This window comes from Clostridium sp. KLE 1755 (genome assembly GCF_000466465.2).
Classification (GTDB): Bacteria; Bacillota; Clostridia; order Lachnospirales; family Lachnospiraceae; genus Eisenbergiella; species Eisenbergiella porci.
The window spans coordinates 18,242-35,826 of the sequence record NZ_KE992703.1; the positions used below are offsets into that span (position 1 = coordinate 18,242).

Sequence of the window (17,585 nt, forward strand, 5' to 3'; positions counted from 1 at the left end):
TTTTTCTAACTCTTTGACTGCGGACATTACCCTTTCAAAGTCTGGAATATCTCCGTAAAGCATATCCTTCATGGCGTCATAATCCTAATCCGTCTGTAAAGCAGAAAGGCGATAATAGGGAAGAATCAGCTTCAAGGTTCCCGTTATAGGCGCATACCCCAAAATCCTTTTCCACAATCTGATCATGCAAGCCCATTTTATCTGCTGTTTTTCGGAACAACTCCAAGCGGTCATTGTCTGACAACGTTTACTTCATAAGTTTTATAAGGGCTGTCACTGATATAGGAACAAACTGCTGTTACCTGTGTAGACAGGCCAAGCATATTTAAGGCAGTATTGCTGCATGGTGCATGCTCTGGTGACAGCTCCTGGCTAATGCCTTTGCTACTTTTTTCATCTTGCAACCTCGCTGTCATCTGTATTTGAAACAATTTGCTTTTCTTTACCCATAACAAGAATGGCTTGTGAATTGCTGAACGGAACAAGTTGCAATTTTGTATTGTACTTTGCAATTACTTTTTCCACAGCTTCCATTAATGATTCATCCTTATAATGAGGTACCGGATAAAAGTCTATAACATTCAACGCATCATATGTTTTCAAATGCGGCGCTGCAAGGGGATTATCCGTATCTCTTGCATATTCAATATTGGGGGCTGTTAAAATTGCACCAGCAGATTCGCCTATAAATAGTTTTCCTGCATTAATTTGTTTTTTTATCAAGTCCCCTGCACCTGAGCTATTCATTTCTTGAAGCAAAAAGAAAGTATTTCCGCCAGCAACATAAATGTAATCATTGTTCTCTAATTTGTTTACTATCTCAAGATTAGTTGCAGTGGAAATTTCCAACTCATCAACAATGAGTCCCATTCTAACTAATAATTCTTTGCTATATTTTATGTGAAAATCCAGTTTATCTGGCAGCGCAGCTGTTGGAATAAACGTTACTGTCTTACCTGTAAGATTTTCATTAGCAAAATTTTCAAATATATGAGACACTTCCTTAAATAAAGATGCCAAAAATAGCCTCCGCATATGCCACACCTCCATTTATCCCTCATCATTAAAAAATAGCTCAAAACCCGCTCTTATTGAACACACTAATTATATCATGCTATATACAATTTCCCTGCCAATTTTATGCTTCCATACAAAATTGGAGCAGTTTTCCACTCTAATTCCTACTTTACCTATACTGGACACTCTCCAGAAAAACTACTATTCTAGCGCTCTGTAAATTTGAATTGGTCACTTCGCATAATGCTTATAACGTACGATACTTTTCCGCCAAGAGCACATAAAGTGTTATCCATTTATTGGGTTCACCAACCTTTCCCACATCAAAATATGGATGAGACTTATCAAGAACATATTTACCGTAGCTGTTTTTTTTGCTGTCTAACAATGCCCATGCCTTGTCGCAATTTGGATGATTTGCCACACCAAGAACCGAAAGTCCGTACATTATCATTTGCAGTCCCAGCTTCACATGGTCAAACGGATAGTATGTACCTGCCATTTCTTCAATAATTAACTTTTCAGGATTATTAGGGTGAAATATTACACAGTTGTTTATGTAAAAGTTTGTCAGCTGCTCGAACTGCGGTAAAACAACACCTATTTTTATAAGCTCTGCTGCAAGTAAAAGATATGTAGTTGTTTGTCTGTAACAACCCATATCTGGCAACTTTGAGTCATTCGTTTTCTTGCCTTTGTCCAGACATCGAAATGTACCATCTTCCCTTATGCCCGAAAAAGACAAAAATATTTGTTTTTTTACCCATTCATGTTCATAATAACCAAGTGATACTAAATTTCTCAGCAGAAGTATTTTAGAACACTTCATATATTTAAGATCCATGCTCTTGATAATACGTTCAATATAGTCATCCGTTGAAATATCACTGCGGGTCAGGCCAAATTCAGCAAGTGCAATTAAAGCGGTGACATCCTCCCACTTTTTATTGAGTTTGAACTTATCCATAACTAAACTGACTGTACCTGAGTTTAATAAACTGTTATAAGCCTTTTTAACTTCCGATTTATCTTTTGGCATATCCAAAAGTTCGATCATTGTGCGGTATTTCACTTCTGGGTTTTCGTCTTCAAGAAGCCAATTGAGTACATCATTCCTAATGATTTTTGACATATAATGTCCTCCCTGTATACTATATAAATAATCTCCGTTACAATTTCCTTGCAAATTGTGGTTTATTGTTTACATGTGATTTTATAATAGTCATGATGCTCTCTGTATTTATCAATAAACTCCCATCCACTACTATTCAACGCCTTTCGGCGTTCCGTTGCACCAGGAATAGCCTTCGTCACAATAACCTCATTGCCAAAAAACTCATAAAAGTTGTCCTTTGCAAACTCAAATATTTCAGACAGACAGGATTCCTTTTCAAAATCACTGGATATATCTACGCGAAGTACTCCTGTTTCTCCAACAAATCCCTCAATTGTCCCCACTGCCTTATTTGTTGCATTGACTGCTTTTCTGATAAGCCAAATGGAGAAACTTTTTGTCTTTATTGTTGGACATTCTAAATATGCGTTCAAAATTGTATCCGCCTTAAATTTTGTGCTGGTTATCAACTAACCTTTACTACTCTATATCGTCTTTTTTGAAGATACTTGAATATCTTTGTTGTTAGAAATCGCGCAACAAATATGTTCCTTTTCAATATTGTCCTTTGTCCCTTGTATATAGTCCATTTTTCTCTCCATTAAATTCCGATTTGTCAGTTTTTCTCTTTTTAAAACGTAACCGTCAAATAACAGAGTGTATAGAAAAACCGCCAGCCTTCTGATATTCTCTAAGTTAGTGGTTATCTACATATTTTCTGTATGACAGGATTCAATGGTATATAGTCTCCTGGATTTGTTTTCCTGACGGTACAGCGGTACGGCCAGCTCACACTTCTGATGGATGACCCAGACAACAGCGGAAGGAGACGCATAAGAGTGCCGGATGACCAGACAGGGCATGGGTGACTTCTCCTTATATGCCCTCCCGTTCTTACGACAGTCCCTGCATTCGAATGTTTCATGGTAATCGTCAAAGACACATACCTTTGCAGGGATGATTTCGATTTCCGTCCGGACGAATTCCTCTCCCACAGAAACAAGCGGGGAACCGCAGGTCTGGCAGAAACGGCCTTCTTCCGCAAGCGTGCAGAGTTTCTTTTCATGAGGGATGTCTTGCAACAGTTCCTCTTTCTGACCCGGGAACCTTCTGCGCCGATAGGAAGCGGCATCCTTCATATCCGGTTCAGCAGCTTTGGGATCGGCCTCCGTTTCCGCTTCATCAAAAAAGACATCTGTCCCTCGATTTCAAGGGAGGATGTCTGCTCTGTAAACCTGCCATAAAATTTACAGGTCAGGAAAGCCGCCTTTTCCTGCAGGAGAAGATTTTCTTTTTCCAGTTCTGTACTGCGATTTTCTAATGCTGAGATCTGTGTTCCTTCGACCATGGAAACCTGTTCCTTTTCGTATTCTAACTGTATTTAGCATAGCATAAAAGTGGCTGAAAAGCCAGTATTTACAAACTTTTCAGCCACTTTAAAGGACAGATTTTGAATGCAGTTTCTTCACCATCTCTGGCTGGCCAATGGACAGTCCTTCCAGCAGCCAGTGTAACTTTTGAACGGATATCCGGCGTACATCTGCCGGGGTTCCTAGCCATTGGAAGTTCTGCTGGACGATGGCGGCAAGGCCATCTATGTATTTCCTCATATCGGTATATCCACAGCTAAGGCAAATCGTTGCCGCGCATTTATTATAACAAATCCCGGCAATTTGGCAACCCATTTTTTAAATGTTACGCAATAAAAGCCTATTTCAGGGGATAAAGGTATATAATATCGTCTTTGTCATTTTTACATCTAAAATTCCTTGCAAAATAAGGGTTTCAAAAGGGTTAAAGCGTAACAAACCATAAACCAAACACAGATTTTCTCCTTAATTACTCTCAATCACATGGTGCTAGCACCATGTATAAAGAACTTTAACAAGGAATATATCATTTTTCCATTTGCCGCTACTCTAAATGGAAAATTTATGCGTTGATAACAAAATCATAAATTTCACTCACAATGATTTCCTTATCCTTATCAGACGTAATGCTAACTTCATTTAATATAGCAGAAAAGTCCTTTTCTCGCCACCATCTACGCATTTCTTCCTCACCAAAATCATTACAGTTAGGCTTTGTTTGATGGCGTTTCAAAGTTTCCTCAAATGGCAAATCAAAATAGTAAGCATATACTCTTGTATCATATAATAGAACAGCTAACTCAAATAATGATTTATACCAATCTGCATACATAATTCCTTCCAAAATAACTATCTCACTATGCTTATTGCCATATATTAGAAGTTCTTTCATAAGTGGTACTGCTAATGTATTTTTTCCATCTTTAACTTTTAACATATCTCTTCTAATCATATCTTGTGAGATAAGCATTGTATTTCTGCCAAACTTCTTTTGCAATTCTTTGGCAATGGTAGTTTTTCCACTACCTGAGTTTCCTCTGAGTATAATCAGTTTTTGCATTCTATTACTTCACCAAATCCTTGTTCGTTGCTCCAATAAATTGGAATTTGTTAAAGAGCCAAATTATCAAAGTAATGTCTTTTATCAAAAATCACTTTATAGCCGTCACTCAGAACTCTATTAGTTCCAACATCTAAAGGTTTTGCTATCCAAGACGGTTCAACGATTCCAAATTCAACTTCTTGTCCACTTTTGTACCACACACGGATAAAAGTACATGCACCATAATATTCTGTCTGCTTTCTATGAACTTCCCCAAAATATTGAACAAACTCTTGATTTATAATCATTTCTGATTTATTCGATGTGATAATAACAATATCTAAATCTGACCCTTTTTGTTTGTTCCTCTTGCATATGAACTTACAATGATAACACTTTCAATGTACGAAATACTCGCTGTATAGTCTTTAATGGTATTTATAAAAACCTTTAAGATCTCTTCTTCTGCCTTCTTTAGTTCTATTATTCTTCTCCACAAATTCCGATTTGTCCACATTTTTCACGTTTTGATTGTACCACGCATATCCTTTGTTTTCCACCATAAAATATAGGACATAGCAATCGCCACGCCTCACATTTCTTACCGTTCCAATGATTTCCCAATCTTCCACTTCTGTCCTTTTAAATCATTCTGCATTTCATACAGATTATTTCGTTCCTTACAGAGTTCTTTCATGCGCTCCAACTGCGTCCGCACTCCCTCCCGGTAATCCGGCTCTATCTTCTTATATTCCCCGGTCAGATTGCGGATTGTATTATTGTTTTCCTTTATCTGTTCCGACAAACATACCCAGTCTATCAGATTTTGCACTTCCGTATCCGTTTCGTAAATGTCTGTTTCTGCCACAATTTTAGTACACAGCCGCACTATGACTTTCTTCTCCATATCCGTCCTCTTCTATCAATCCCCTTTCCTATCGATTCATTTCAAAGGAACGTTTTGGGCGTTTACTTGCCCTTTCTGCCTGTTCTAATGCCTTTGATCGTCCACTATCGACTGTACCTGCTCCCTGCCTAAATGACGCTCCAAACGCCCCAAATCAGACACTTTTTTCTGCAATCTGTCTATGGTGTCGTTCTGCTCCATAACCTTGTCTGTCAAGCGGCTAATCTGCTTCCTGCCTGCGCCTTGACAAGTCAGACTATTCCACTTATACGTCCATGTTTGATATGTTCCACGCATGGCAGGAACAAGCCGCCAAGTTGGAACAGGGCGAGATTACCAAAGAGGAATACGACCAGTGGCGGTACAAGTACCCGGAACTGGACACATCAGGGCATTGGGCGAAAGTTCCCTCACAGGCGGTCAGTAATATGCTCATGGAAGAATTAGCAAAGATAGAAAAAGAAGAAAAGAAAACATCTAAACAGAAAAAGAAGAAAGCATAAAAAGACCTTGCCGATATTCAGTTTCCATATCTGAAAATCAGCAAGGTTTTTCTTATTCCATTGATGTAATTATTTAATGCGTGATGTTATAATTGTTGCCAAATCGTTACCAATGCTTAAACAAATTTATTTGAAACCCTTATAATCACTAGGTTTTAAAATCCCATTTCATCACTCAAACTCGTCTCATGGAAATTTAATTGTGTTGTTTTTATAGCTCATTAGCTACTTTTCTTCACAATATTCGCCATATTATCATATGTGTTTTTGTTTGTCATAAAAATTGTACTCAAAATATACTCAGAAAACGAATACATTATTTTTCAAACCTATTCAAAACATCAAATACTATTCTTATAAACTAACTACCTGTTCCTCCCAACCGTACTGCTTACATACATACTGATAAATTCTTGTTAATGCTACTTTTATATCATCTATATCTTTCGATAATAGCTCTGAAGTATAATTACAATCTACATCCACCCGATGAACCATCTTATGTCTTCTTTCAAATATTTCATCTATTTGATCATATAAACTTTTCTTTCTGCCATGATAAGGTTTTTTTAGTGGCGAACCAATATCAAGTCTATTATCTAAATTTTTAAAATTCATTACAATCTTTTGAATATTTTGAAATGACAACATTCTGGCATATGCCTCTTCAATAGTTTTTTTCCCTTCGCTAATCTCAATCAAATCATATGCCGAAAATTTACAATTCAATATTTTATCTTTTTTATCAGAATATTTTAATAGTGCAATATACGTCGAACGAAAATATTCTTCTATAAGCGCACATAAATATGCTAAATAAACATTTGCATTAAAAGAACTTGGTGTTGGTATCCCATATTCATACATCATTTCCTCAGCCTCTAAATCTTCCGGATATTTCGTTAAAGAATGTGCCAACAACGAAAAGTTATTGTCCAAATGGCTTATTGCTATATAACATCCGTTTTCGGCTCCCTTAATTAGTTCTCCCGTTTCAAAATATCTATTCTTACCTACATCACTTTCAAACCACGCAGAGCAGTATTTTTTCAAAGCAGAAATAGTCTCATTTGCCTTTTTCAAATCGTAACCACTACCAAAAGCCTGCACTCTTATTCTGTAAGTAATTTCTTGCTTATTTTCATCTTCTCCATATTTCCAGACTTGAACCCCTGCTTCATATTTATATTCCTCATCATTTCCGCAATAAAACCAACCCTTTCTTTTTTCATATCCCAGCATTAAAATTAGATCTTCGATAGTTTTTTCCGTATACTTTTTTCTATCAATATGAACAAATGCATCATATCCCATAAAATTTTGTCTCCTTTTCTCTAATCTCTAATGCAGTTTCTTAGCATATAATCCGCTCATTTTTACTTATTATGCTTTAACATAAACATTTCCATCATCACTAAGGTAATATTCAGCTTTCTTTGTAGAGACATGCAATGCAGATCTAACAGCAGCACGCATAGCTGACTCTTCCCCATTATTCAAAGAATCAATCAATGCACCCACACTCTTTTCGTGTACAGATTTATCAATTCTTTCCATCGGTTTTGCTTTATAAGCACCTATGTGTCCTTTTAAGGTACTGAAACTGCCTAACATTCGTTTATCACACTTATCAATATAAGCAAGCATATCTCTTTCAATAGCATTCAGATATTCTGGATCTTGATTCTGGGCAAAATATACTTCCATCATACTGCTCATAACATAGAGTTGTTGAGAAAGTTCCAAACTTTCTTTTATCTGGAATGATTTACCCACTCTTGAATCCAACTCTGCATAATCCTTCGTTTTACGAGAAACCGTTGTTTCAAGATCATATATGTAAAATTCGATATCCTTCATAGCAACTTTCCTTGCCTCTTGAAGACTTATAATTGTTGCCATTCTCTGCTGTTCATGAGACATAATCGAAGCATAATTTTCATATGCGTATCTGATAAAACTCATTTCTGCCATTAGTTCAGCCTTTTTATCCCCATATAGAAATTCAAGAATTTCATCAAGTTTCAGATTCATCATCTTCATCTCACTGTTAATCTGAGCAAGAAAATATTGTCCTGAAGCAACTGACATAGCTGTAAAAGCTCCCATAATGGCAGCTTGTGTAGACATTGCATAAAAAGAAGCTGAACCAACAAATTTCCCATTCTCTCGAATCATGGAACCTACTCCACCCTGATTCAATGCTGTAAGTGTATGCGGTAACCCTTGTGGAAATTTAACTGTATATGCTTGTGCCATTGCGCCAGCAGACATCGCTGCAGGCACTTGCTGAACCAATGCACTAATATGCATTTTTTGTGCGGATCCCAACTCTAATTTTGTAAAACGACTCTTATCTTCAAAATCAAACAAACCTTCACATGGAGCAATCTCAAATCCACCGTTTGATTCCATCATCTGCAAAGACTTCTCATCCATCATAGTTAACTGTTCATTCATAATCCACACCTCATCTTTCAATCTTTTTCTCTGGAATAATCTCCAAAATGTCATTCATCGTGCAACCAAGATAACTACAAATTTTTACCAACACTTCAACCCTGACATCCTCATTTTTTCCAAGCTTTGCCATTGCGTTTGTACTAATTTTTGTCGCCTTGACTAATTCCGTTTTACTCATATTTTTATCAATCAATATTTTCCATAATTTGTTATAACAGATTCCCATTTATACGTCTCCTGTACATTTCCAAAACTATTTTACGTTTTAAAAATAGTATATTACCACTCTCTTCCTTTTTCAATAATATATTGAGTTTTTCAATTATAGAGAGGACATAATTCGCCCTCCGTTATCATAAGATTAATCTTCTTTTCATTAAATATACACAAGCTCAGCCAATACAATTCCCTCCGCTCGATTCTTGATATTATTCATCCTTCCGACCCACTCCATTTGGTTTTCTACCTTCAAATCCTCTGTCACCCCCTCTGCTACTTTCATTTGTCTGATAATCACATCCACTCTTTCCTCTGCATGTTCATTTACATCAGCCAAATATGTCCACAATTCACCAGAGAGCACCAGATTATTAAATCTGACCGGAGAAGTTTCTCTCAAATATTCCCTGAGTAATTGTCCATAATGCCCAATCGGTCTGCTTTCCTCCGGCAGTTTCAACACCGGAATATAAAAATCCCCAACAAGCTCATACTGCAATCCATTTTCATAAATACATATCTTCAATTCCTGCATAATCATTTCCTCACTTTCCTATATTCACTTATCTTGTATCTCTATCATGTTTTCTTTTTGTAACACGTCTCTGTTCTTCAATCGCCTGTTCCCATTGTCTCACCGTTCTCACCGCCGACTCCACCACATCTGAACCAAGCACCGCTTTCGTCCTCCGATAATCCATTTCTATACTACGAAGCTGCTCATTTTCCATCAATACATCATCAAGTCGATTACGAATCCTTTCCTTCGCTGACAATTCTTGATTATAAAAAGTTTCCAGTCTGTCATATTTATTGGATATCGTGCGATATTTCAAATAAAGGCTGTGTAGCACATCCACGATTTCTTTTAACAGCGGTTTAATTTTCTTATCTCGATAGAATTTTGCTGATTCCAACCTCCCAATCTCCGGCAACCATTCTTCTGGCCTTGATGAATATTCCGCAGCAAGGCTTTCTAGTCCCTCGACAATGGGAGCCAGTTCCTTAATTTTTTTCTGTTGATTTTGGAGCTTTTGTTCCGCTTTTTTTGCTTTACCCTTCGCTTCCTGTGTATCAAACTCTATCTGCTCCATCTCAGCATTTGCATGGACTATTTGCTCCTGTATTTGTCCCAATTCTCCCCGATAATCCACACATTTCGCTTCCAGTTCAGCAACTTCTTTTGCACGTTCCTGTTTCTTAAAACCCAGAACCGACAGATGTTCTTCATGGGTGTCTTTTTTCTCCCACTCTATTCCGTATTTTTCCATAACAACAGCTAACACTTCTTTTTCATGCTCTATCCATTGATCATATTCTGTCTTCGATTTTGATCCACCTGTAAAACCAAGTTCTGCCAATGCCTGCTTCATTGACACCTTCGTGTCCATTCCTTTTCCCTTCCATCCTTTAACATAGGGTACAAAATCAATGTGCAGATGAGGGGTTGCTTCATCCATATGCAGAAATGCACCAAATACCCGAAGCGTAGGATTTCTTTGTTCAAACTCCTGCATATACTCGTACAATATCTTCTGTGCTAACAGACCATTCTCTGTCATCGCTCCACAATCGTTCTTATTTCCAACTTGCATAACTACTTCGTGAAACAGTTTTTCTTGACGACCAATTCTGATTTTTTCATAATAATCATCCACACGCCGGTCTTTTCGCTTCTGCCTCGCATTGTACCGTTCAACCGCATTATCAAACAATTTATGATAATTTTCCAGACAGTATAAACGGATAGAACAGCCAATCAATTTTCTCTACTTCTACCTGTTCCATATTAATCAATTTCAAATTTGCTTCTTTTCTTCTGTTATCCAAAATATCCTCCATTTCTGGTTGAAAGACGATGAAGACTTTGGTAGAATATCCTTAATGATCGATTTGGGATTTCTACCAAGTCTCCGCCTTTAGGTGTTTGCCGACACTTAAAGGCTTTTATTTTTCATCATCCTGCACCACCGTCTTAAAATCACTTGCTATCAATCTGGTTCTTTGACTCTTATCTGTAATTATAATTACTTGCTTCATCAATTCCCGACAATCAGCCAGCATCTCATAAATCTCTTCATTCTCCGTTTCCAGCCCATTCAAACGTTCCTACAATCTCTTTATTTCAAGACTCAATCTATCGCTCTGATATTTTCCAACTGCAATCTTAACTTCCTGATGAAGAAGCGATTGAATGAAATATTTTCCTTTCGGCATTCCACTCACTGTAATACGAGCTTCCAGTTCTCGGCGTTCTTCCGCAGTCATACGAAAACAAATTGTCTGGTTTCTTTTTCTGTTCTTATCTAATCCACTCATTACATTGCCTCCCTATTTTCACTATCCAAACGGTCAGCCAGTTTTGCCTGTTTATTCGGATAAAGATGAGAATACGTATTTAAGGTTGTCTCAACTTTTTCATGTCCCAGCCTGTCAGCTATCTCCAATGGAGAAAATCCAAGCTCTATCAGCATACTTGCGTGGCTGTGTCTCAAATCGTGAATTCTTATTTTTTTCACACCGCTTTCCTTAATCCCACGCTTAATTTCATGTTCCAGAAAATATTTCGTAATCGGAAACATTCTGTCATTCTCCCCTACACCATACAAATTGTCGATATAGTCCTTAATATCCGCTGCCAAAAACTCCGGAATTGTAATTACTCTCTTGGTTTTTGATGTCTCTGGTGGTGTGATAACATCTTTCTTTCCTAAACACTGATAGGATTTCGTGATAGAGATAGTTCGTTTTTCAAAATCAACATCTGCCGCAGTCAGAGCCAGAAGCTCACCCAATCGTATTCCAGTCCAATTCAACACCATAAACGCCATATAGGGCTGCCTCTTATCCATCACACAATCAATAAACTGTTTAAATTCTTCTACTGTCCAGAAGCTCATTTCCTCTGCCCTACTCTTACCCATACTTCAAGCTTTTTTGCATGGATTGCTTTTCAGGTCATAAAATTTTACTGCATAGTTAAATAATGCACTCAACTGATTATTGATGGTTTTCAGATAAGTCTGAGAATAATTCTTTTTAATCAACTCATTCTGCCATTTTCGGATATCCGCCGCTGTAATGTCATTCACACGTTTCTGTCCAAAATACGGAAGAATTTTCAGGTCGATAATATATCTTTTTGTTCTCATGGTGTGTTCACGCAGACGTGTATTCATATCTTCATAATACAATTTCAGAAAATCTTCAAACTTCATATCAAAGTCCGCTTTTTGTGTAACAAGGAAATTCCGCACCCATTCTTCTGCTTCTCGTTTAGTGTCAACCCCTCTTTTTGTTGATTTCTTGCGTTCTCCTTGCCAATTTGTATATCGGTACTGTATCGTCCCTTTCCCTGTTTTCGGGTCTTTTTCTGCTTTCATGCTCATTCCTCCTTACGCACTGTATCCATACCAACGTTTTTCAAAATACCGTCTGGGAACTTTCCCCGCAATTACCAGATAACCATCTTTTAAAAGCTCCTGATTCAATCTTCGGATAATCTTGTAGGAATGTCCTACGGATACTCCCAACATCTCTGCGAGTTCGCTTGCAGTAATATAAATTTTGTTTTCTTCTGTCATGTGGTGTCCTCCCTTTTTTGCTTTTATAGCGTATTCGCTACTTTGCATATTCTCATTACATGTAGCGTTCTCGCTATTGTCAAGTATTTTAAATTGCAGGTAGCAAAAAAAATTGTCACATGGTATAATGTAGCTATCTCGATACATGGAAGGTGATTTAAATGACCATTGGCGAAAAAATTAAATATTACAGAAAGCAAATCGATATCACCCAGGACAGGCTGGCTGAACTGACTGGCATACATCCTGTTTCCATCCGAAAATATGAGACAAATAAAATGCAGCCACAACCTCCTCAGTTAGAGAAGATTGCAGCTGCTCTTGGTGTTAGTTATAATGCCCTGAACGGTAGCGATACTGCCGGACTCCGTCTGGAAACAGTCGGCGATCTGATGGGTGTACTTATGGTGCTTTGTAATTCTGGTATCCTCCAGATTACCGGCGAGCGTGGAGAAGATAAGCTGTTAAAGGATGAAACAGTATCTATACAGTTCAATCCTATCCTTTCCTCTTATTTGGAATTTGGCTATAGCACCAGAGGTAAAGAACATACCTTATCCTTGCAGGACACTTTGTTAAATATTAGAAATTTTAAGGTATTCAATGACTTAATGAAATGGGAAAAGATGAATTTCATCTACCAGAGTGCTTTAAAATCTGCTGGGGAAAATCCAAATGAAGCTACTCTGGCAGCTATTGATGAAATTGCAGAGACGAAAGAAAAAGTAGAATTGGAATTGCAAAAAAGTCAAATGTTACTTGATACGTCTGATGGTATCAAATTAAAAATAAATCCTGACTGCTAATACAAACTCGGAGGTATCTATATGGCTAACATAAATTTATATCGAATTGACCCCAATAAATTTCAAACATGTTTGCAAGATTTATCTTCAAGTAGTTTGCAGCGAAAACAAACAATCTTTAAAACTAAAAATGTCAATAACACCAATCATGAATTTGGTGCCACACTTTACTTAGAGGAACCACACCAAAGTGACGAAGCCCTTTCATGGAATTGGCTTTTAAATGAATTTGATGAGCAACCTTTTTACGCTTTCAAATCACCTAAAGCTGTTTTATTAATTGAAGAAATTGATGAAAATATTGAAAGTGCTTATGCCGTAACTTTTGGTAGTTCTTATTTTAAAATTGATAAATTTTGCGACAGAGACTTTGGCTTTAACTTTGCTTCTCGTATGGAATATACAAATATCAAAACAACAACTTTAACTTCACCCAACCTTACTCGCAACAAAACGATCAACACCTACATCAATTACAATCAATTAGATTTTAATAGTGGTGAATCTTTTTCTAAACTTAAAGTAAATGTTAAACTTGATGAAAACTTTCTTCTTTTTAAACCAGCTATCGAAATAGGAAATTCTATACGTTTTAATATCGAGAATGAATCCATAGATGGTATTTTGGATGTAATTCTATATGTTAAAGATATATTAGAAATCCCAGCTGACGAAGTTAAATATAAAATTCCGTTATTTCAACTCGTAAAAGATGATATTCTTTTAGACATACTTAATCAAAAGATGGAATTCATATTAACGGAAACATTATTAGGCAAGCAAAACACTCCTCTGTTTTCAATTCCAGAACTTGAAATAATAGGTACAAGTGAAATATTCAATCATTTGGATGATGAATTCAAATTAAAATATTTAAAATCAGAAACAGAAAACCTAACTCATCTCACAATTGAAACTGTCAAACAATTTTGTCAGGATAACTCTATTGACACAATAGATAAAATTACCAAAATTCGATTGGTTCGATACAGAAATGGCGAATCTGTTGTAAGTTTACATTTAAAAGATATTATTGAATATACAGATGATGAAAACAAGTGTGTTTTATCAGGAGGTAAATGGTATCTATTCAATCATGATTATTTGACTTATTTAAACGAGTCAATAAAAGAAATCCAAGTTCTCTACAAAAATGAGTATGATTTTAACGATCAAATACACAATCAATTTGTAGATGAAAAATATGTTCTTGAAAAGAATGCCGCAAAATATAATGGAAAAACAGAATGTCAGATTAAAAAATCTCTTAAGCAAAAATATTATGCTGAACGTTGTTTTAATTTATTAAGAGAACAAGAAGGAACATTTTCTAATCATGATAGAGTGGGAACATCCGATGGATTTGAAAAAATGGATTTATATGAAAAAGCCACTGCTACTATGTTTGCTGTGAAAAAGGGAAAAGCTTCATCCGATTTGTGCTATGCAATTGACCAATCTCTTACTGCTTTAAAAAAATACAAACATGGTGAGATAGTTGATATGCCCCTAATCTCTCATGTTGGACTTTGGTTTATACTTGAACGTACAGAAAATCTACCAATCATCCAAAACAATGAAGTGGATTTGTGTTCTTTGGATATGCTTATGTTAAAAAATCGCATAGATCAATGGAAAAAAGAAGTTCGTCTATCCGGTTACACTCCAATTATTTATATCAACTATCGAAGCTAAAAAAATATTTTAATAATATTAAATTTTGTACTCAAACTGTACTCATTCGACATAGCAAGAGCCCGGAAACCCGCATAAATGCTGGATTTCCGAGCTCCATTTTTTTATTCAAACTCAATCGTAGCCGGCGGCTTAGGCGACATATCATAGCAAACCCGGTTCACATTCTCCACTTCATTCAGAATCCGGTTTGTAATCTTCTCCAGCACATCCCAGTCCACCTTCTCAATGCTTGCGGTCATGGCATCAATCGTATTGATTGCCCTGATAATCACCATATACTCAAAGCATCTGGCATGATTTTTCATACCAACCGACTTAAAGTCCGGCACTACCGTAAAATACTGCCAAACCTTCTTATCCAAGCCGGCTTTTTCGAATTCCTCTCTCAGAATCGCATCAGACTCTCTTACAGCCTCCAGCCTGTCGCGGGTAATTGCGCCCAGACAACGCACACCCAGTCCGGGGCCGGGGAAGGGCTGACGGTAAACCATGCTCGCAGGAAGGCCCAGCTCAATACCGCAGGCACGAACCTCATCCTTGAACAACTGCTTCAAAGGCTCTACCAGTTCAAACTGCAGATCCTCAGGCAGGCCGCCCACATTGTGATGGGATTTTACCATTTTTGCAGTCTTGGTGCCGCTTTCGATGATGTCGGGATAAATGGTTCCCTGTCCCAGGAAATGAATGCCGTCCAGCTTTCTGGCCTCTTCCTCAAATACACGGATAAACTCTCCGCCAATTATCTTTCTCTTCTGTTCCGGATCCGCAACGCCTTCCAGCTTGCCGAGGAAACGCTCCGTGGCATCCACATAAATCAGGTTTGCATGCAGCTGGTTCTGGAATACCTCGACTACGCTTTCGGACTCATTTTTACGCATCAGGCCGTGGTTTACATGCACACATACCAGCTGCTGCCCGATAGCCTTAATCAGCATAGCGGCCACTACTGAGGAATCCACACCGCCTGACAGGGCCAGAAGAACCTTCTTATCTCCCACCTGACGGCGAATCAGCTCCACCTGATCCTCAATGAAATTCTTCATATTCCAGTTGGTTTCCGCCTTGCACTGATTCAAAACAAAATCCTTCAGAACCTCCTGCGCGGGAACCGAGTCAAATTTCTGTTCACATTTGGCAGTGGGATGGTTAATTGCCATAACCGGATAACCGCAGTCATACAGCGCGGGATCGATATCCACAGCCTTGCCGTCAACCACGCGGTTTTCTCCGCCGTTTAAAATAATACCCTTTACATTGTCCAGAGCCTTCAGCCCGTCCACCGTGATGTCATGGGGATGGATTTCACTGTACACACCCATGTCACGGATTGCGCGCGCAACAACAGTGTTTTCCGTACTGCCCAGGTCCAGTATAACGATCATGTCCTGTTTCATCTTCACGTCTCCTTGTTCTTTGATGTGACAGCGGAGCAGAAAAAACGGAAAATCCGTATCTTCTCCCTGCCGTCCTGCTGCCAAAAAAAGTTCTCAAATCTCGTAACAGTACAACGAGCTGAACTGCTACAAAATTTCTACACAAAACCATTATAACTGTATACTCCTGTTTTTTCCAGAAAATATTGTCTTTTTCCACGCTTTTGTATACCCGCCTAAAAATTTTTTTCTCTTCCCCGCTTCTTCCGGCAATTTCTCACATTTATCCCATATTACTGCGGAATTTTCCTGTCCGCATTGCACTTGCTCGGACAAACTCCCTGCCATTCCCCTCCCAAAGCCTGCAGCTCTCCCTATTTCCTCCCAACGTTACACCCAGCTCTTCCTCCGGTAAAGCGCCGCCCCCGACGCCGTGCAGACAATCAGGATTGTGCCCAGCACCACCAGGCTCTTCCTGTATTCCTCAAATGCCGCCCCCAGAAATACGCCCTGCAGAAGCTCCACAACATAGGTCAGCGGAAGCCACGCGGAAAACTTTTTCACCGCCTCAGGGAACATTTCCTTCGGCATCGTCGCCCCGGAGAGGAAAATCATGACAAAATAGGAAACATAACAGAGAAGGTTGCTGATTTTCATATCCCGCGCAATTGCCGTAAAGAAAAAACCCAGGGAAAAAACAGCGCCGATGGACAGAAGCAGCGCACCCAGAATAGCCCAAAAGCTGCCCTCGGTTTTGATATCATAAACCAGCTTTCCAGCCGCAAACAGCAGCGCAAAGCCAGCCAGCGTCATCAGCAGGTTGACAAGCACCTGCGCCGCAATGACCACGCCCTTCCCCGCCGGAGTGGCGTCAAAGCGTTTGTAAATCCGGCTTTCCTTATAGCCGGCCAGCGTCAACGGAAACGCCATCAGCCCGGTAACGCCGATGATCATGGCCGAATAGGCCGGCACGGAAACATCCATCGTCCCTCTGCCTCCGAAATAAGCCGAAGGCTCATTTCCATAAATGCTTCCATAAAGCAACAGCATCAGGAGAGGAAAAACAAAGGTAAAAAAGAAGCCATAAAAATCTCTCAGAAACAGCAATGCCTCAATACGGAAAACAGCCAGCAGTTTTTTCATAATATCCCCTCCATGGTCACCACATTCGTTTTGGGCGAAATCAACAGATACATCTTTTCCAGAGACATATCCTCCCTCCAGCCTTCCCCCTGTGTCTTCCGTTTCACATACGCCCGGAATTCCTCCTGCGTCCCCATGAATTCCTGCTGTCCGTTCACCAGATACAGAAGCCGGTCCGCAAGGGCCTCCACCTCATCCAGATAATGGGACACCAGCAAAATGCCGGTTCCCGCCTCTTTTATCCGCCGCAGGCTTTCCCACAGGCCGTGGCGGATTTCCGGATCAAGCCCGGTGGTCAGCTCATCAAGGATCAGCAGACGCGGACGGGGCAGCAGGGCAAGGAGCA

General features: G+C 38.7%; 19 protein-coding genes and 4 pseudogenes. 3 read left to right on the top strand and 20 right to left on the bottom strand.

The genetic code is table 11. From position 1 onward, the window contains the following. Positions 1-393 precede the first annotated feature (393 nt). From HMPREF1548_RS12435 to HMPREF1548_RS30865, 9 genes and pseudogenes are all read right to left on the bottom strand, one after another. Complete coding sequence (locus tag HMPREF1548_RS12435) at positions 394-1,020, bottom strand: Type 1 glutamine amidotransferase-like domain-containing protein (RefSeq protein ID WP_286137976.1); 627 nt, start codon at positions 1,018-1,020, stop codon at positions 394-396. Positions 1,021-1,264: 244 nt separating this feature from the next. Further along, positions 1,265-2,149 (bottom strand): hypothetical protein, encoded by an 885-nt coding sequence (locus tag HMPREF1548_RS12440; protein WP_021636512.1) that lies wholly within the window; start codon positions 2,147-2,149, stop codon positions 1,265-1,267. Positions 2,150-2,211: 62 nt separating this feature from the next. Continuing rightward, positions 2,212-2,565 (bottom strand): hypothetical protein, encoded by a 354-nt coding sequence (locus tag HMPREF1548_RS12445; RefSeq protein WP_051358384.1) that lies wholly within the window; start codon positions 2,563-2,565, stop codon positions 2,212-2,214. A gap of 60 nt (positions 2,566-2,625) precedes the next feature. Continuing rightward, positions 2,626-2,721 (bottom strand): annotated as a pseudogene (locus HMPREF1548_RS30515) (GNAT family N-acetyltransferase); the annotation flags it as partial. Positions 2,722-2,874: 153 nt separating this feature from the next. Then, positions 2,875-3,479, bottom strand: a pseudogene (locus tag HMPREF1548_RS28965) (IS66 family transposase zinc-finger binding domain-containing protein); the annotation flags it as partial. 584 nt (positions 3,480-4,063) lie between these two features. Next, positions 4,064-4,561: a kinase gene (locus HMPREF1548_RS12460; RefSeq protein ID WP_021636517.1), complete on the bottom strand. Its 498-nt coding sequence runs from the start codon at positions 4,559-4,561 to the stop codon at positions 4,064-4,066. A 50-nt stretch (positions 4,562-4,611) separates the two neighbouring features. Further along, complete coding sequence (locus tag HMPREF1548_RS30520; protein WP_021636518.1) at positions 4,612-4,851, bottom strand: hypothetical protein; 240 nt, start codon at positions 4,849-4,851, stop codon at positions 4,612-4,614. Between the two features lie 293 nt (positions 4,852-5,144). Next, positions 5,145-5,450, bottom strand: a complete 306-nt coding sequence (locus tag HMPREF1548_RS12470) for a hypothetical protein (RefSeq protein WP_021636520.1) — start codon at positions 5,448-5,450, stop codon at positions 5,145-5,147. A gap of 84 nt (positions 5,451-5,534) precedes the next feature. Beyond that, positions 5,535-5,666: a hypothetical protein gene (locus HMPREF1548_RS30865; protein WP_021636521.1), complete on the bottom strand. Its 132-nt coding sequence runs from the start codon at positions 5,664-5,666 to the stop codon at positions 5,535-5,537. Positions 5,667-5,767: 101 nt separating this feature from the next. Between HMPREF1548_RS30865 and HMPREF1548_RS12475 the strand changes: the two genes are divergently transcribed. Next, entirely contained in the window at positions 5,768-5,953 is a 186-nt protein-coding gene (locus tag HMPREF1548_RS12475; protein ID WP_353612049.1) for a hypothetical protein, read from the top strand. Between the two features lie 354 nt (positions 5,954-6,307). Here the strand turns inward: HMPREF1548_RS12475 and HMPREF1548_RS12480 are convergent, their stop codons facing one another. The 8 genes and pseudogenes from HMPREF1548_RS12480 to HMPREF1548_RS12515 all read right to left on the bottom strand — a co-directional run bounded on the left by HMPREF1548_RS12480 (position 6,308) and on the right by HMPREF1548_RS12515 (position 12,219). After that, positions 6,308-7,267: a HEPN domain-containing protein gene (locus tag HMPREF1548_RS12480; protein ID WP_021636523.1), complete on the bottom strand. Its 960-nt coding sequence runs from the start codon at positions 7,265-7,267 to the stop codon at positions 6,308-6,310. Between the two features lie 69 nt (positions 7,268-7,336). Continuing rightward, positions 7,337-8,413: a hypothetical protein gene (locus HMPREF1548_RS12485; RefSeq protein WP_157065674.1), complete on the bottom strand. Its 1,077-nt coding sequence runs from the start codon at positions 8,411-8,413 to the stop codon at positions 7,337-7,339. Between the two features lie 10 nt (positions 8,414-8,423). Then, on the bottom strand, positions 8,424-8,642 hold the full coding sequence (locus tag HMPREF1548_RS12490) for a helix-turn-helix domain-containing protein (protein ID WP_021636525.1): 219 nt from the start codon (positions 8,640-8,642) through the stop codon (positions 8,424-8,426). Between the two features lie 150 nt (positions 8,643-8,792). Next, positions 8,793-9,170, bottom strand: a complete 378-nt coding sequence (locus HMPREF1548_RS12495; protein ID WP_035321970.1) for a TnpV protein — start codon at positions 9,168-9,170, stop codon at positions 8,793-8,795. Between the two features lie 28 nt (positions 9,171-9,198). Continuing rightward, positions 9,199-10,398, bottom strand: a complete 1,200-nt coding sequence (locus tag HMPREF1548_RS12500) for a plasmid recombination protein (protein WP_083492976.1) — start codon at positions 10,396-10,398, stop codon at positions 9,199-9,201. Between the two features lie 346 nt (positions 10,399-10,744). After that, positions 10,745-10,954 (bottom strand): plasmid mobilization protein, encoded by a 210-nt coding sequence (locus HMPREF1548_RS30525; RefSeq protein WP_021636530.1) that lies wholly within the window; start codon positions 10,952-10,954, stop codon positions 10,745-10,747. Next, a pseudogene (locus HMPREF1548_RS31035) lies at positions 10,954-12,018 on the bottom strand (site-specific integrase). The gene HMPREF1548_RS30525 and the pseudogene HMPREF1548_RS31035 overlap by 1 nt, the downstream one beginning before the upstream one ends. A gap of 12 nt (positions 12,019-12,030) precedes the next feature. Beyond that, positions 12,031-12,219, bottom strand: a complete 189-nt coding sequence (locus tag HMPREF1548_RS12515; protein ID WP_035321951.1) for a hypothetical protein — start codon at positions 12,217-12,219, stop codon at positions 12,031-12,033. A 161-nt stretch (positions 12,220-12,380) separates the two neighbouring features. On the opposite strand from HMPREF1548_RS12515, the gene HMPREF1548_RS12520 reads away from it, so the two are divergent. Together HMPREF1548_RS12520 and HMPREF1548_RS12525 are read left to right on the top strand one after the other, a co-directional pair. Continuing rightward, positions 12,381-13,025 (top strand): helix-turn-helix domain-containing protein, encoded by a 645-nt coding sequence (locus tag HMPREF1548_RS12520; RefSeq protein WP_021636534.1) that lies wholly within the window; start codon positions 12,381-12,383, stop codon positions 13,023-13,025. Between the two features lie 21 nt (positions 13,026-13,046). Beyond that, positions 13,047-14,720 carry a DUF6119 family protein gene (locus tag HMPREF1548_RS12525; protein ID WP_021636535.1) on the top strand — a complete coding sequence of 558 codons (1,674 nt, stop codon included), beginning with the start codon at positions 13,047-13,049 and terminating at the stop codon, positions 14,718-14,720. A 104-nt stretch (positions 14,721-14,824) separates the two neighbouring features. Here the strand turns inward: HMPREF1548_RS12525 and guaA are convergent, their stop codons facing one another. The 3 genes and pseudogenes from guaA to HMPREF1548_RS29955 form a co-directional block, all read right to left on the bottom strand. Next, a complete protein-coding gene (guaA, locus tag HMPREF1548_RS12530) occupies positions 14,825-16,117 on the bottom strand; it encodes a glutamine-hydrolyzing GMP synthase (RefSeq protein WP_025490936.1) in 1,293 nt (430 codons plus the stop codon). Between the two features lie 369 nt (positions 16,118-16,486). After that, entirely contained in the window at positions 16,487-17,239 is a 753-nt protein-coding gene (locus HMPREF1548_RS12535; RefSeq protein ID WP_021636538.1) for an ABC transporter permease, read from the bottom strand. Further along, positions 17,236-17,585 (bottom strand): annotated as a pseudogene (locus HMPREF1548_RS29955) (hypothetical protein); the annotation flags it as partial. The pseudogene HMPREF1548_RS29955 and the gene HMPREF1548_RS12535, both read right to left, overlap by 4 nt.

Bases quoted from the DNA above. Each gene is read 5' to 3' on its own strand.
- HMPREF1548_RS12440 (WP_021636512.1), bottom strand. From the start codon at position 2,149: ATGTCAAAAATCATTAGGAATGATGTACTCAATTGGCTTCTTGAAGAC.
- HMPREF1548_RS12460 (WP_021636517.1), bottom strand. From the start codon at position 4,561: ATGCAAAAACTGATTATACTCAGAGGAAACTCAGGTAGTGGAAAAACT.
- HMPREF1548_RS30520 (WP_021636518.1), bottom strand. From the start codon at position 4,851: ATGATTATAAATCAAGAGTTTGTTCAATATTTTGGGGAAGTTCATAGA.
- HMPREF1548_RS12470 (WP_021636520.1), bottom strand. From the start codon at position 5,450: ATGGAGAAGAAAGTCATAGTGCGGCTGTGTACTAAAATTGTGGCAGAA.
- HMPREF1548_RS12480 (WP_021636523.1), bottom strand. From the start codon at position 7,267: ATGGGATATGATGCATTTGTTCATATTGATAGAAAAAAGTATACGGAA.
- HMPREF1548_RS12485 (WP_157065674.1), bottom strand. From the start codon at position 8,413: ATGAATGAACAGTTAACTATGATGGATGAGAAGTCTTTGCAGATGATG.
- HMPREF1548_RS12490 (WP_021636525.1), bottom strand. From the start codon at position 8,642: ATGGGAATCTGTTATAACAAATTATGGAAAATATTGATTGATAAAAAT.
- HMPREF1548_RS12495 (WP_035321970.1), bottom strand. From the start codon at position 9,170: ATGCAGGAATTGAAGATATGTATTTATGAAAATGGATTGCAGTATGAG.
- HMPREF1548_RS30525 (WP_021636530.1), bottom strand. From the start codon at position 10,954: ATGAGTGGATTAGATAAGAACAGAAAAAGAAACCAGACAATTTGTTTT.
- HMPREF1548_RS12515 (WP_035321951.1), bottom strand. From the start codon at position 12,219: ATGACAGAAGAAAACAAAATTTATATTACTGCAAGCGAACTCGCAGAG.
- HMPREF1548_RS12520 (WP_021636534.1), top strand. From the start codon at position 12,381: ATGACCATTGGCGAAAAAATTAAATATTACAGAAAGCAAATCGATATC.
- HMPREF1548_RS12525 (WP_021636535.1), top strand. From the start codon at position 13,047: ATGGCTAACATAAATTTATATCGAATTGACCCCAATAAATTTCAAACA.
- guaA (WP_025490936.1), bottom strand. From the start codon at position 16,117: ATGAAACAGGACATGATCGTTATACTGGACCTGGGCAGTACGGAAAAC.
- HMPREF1548_RS12535 (WP_021636538.1), bottom strand. From the start codon at position 17,239: ATGAAAAAACTGCTGGCTGTTTTCCGTATTGAGGCATTGCTGTTTCTG.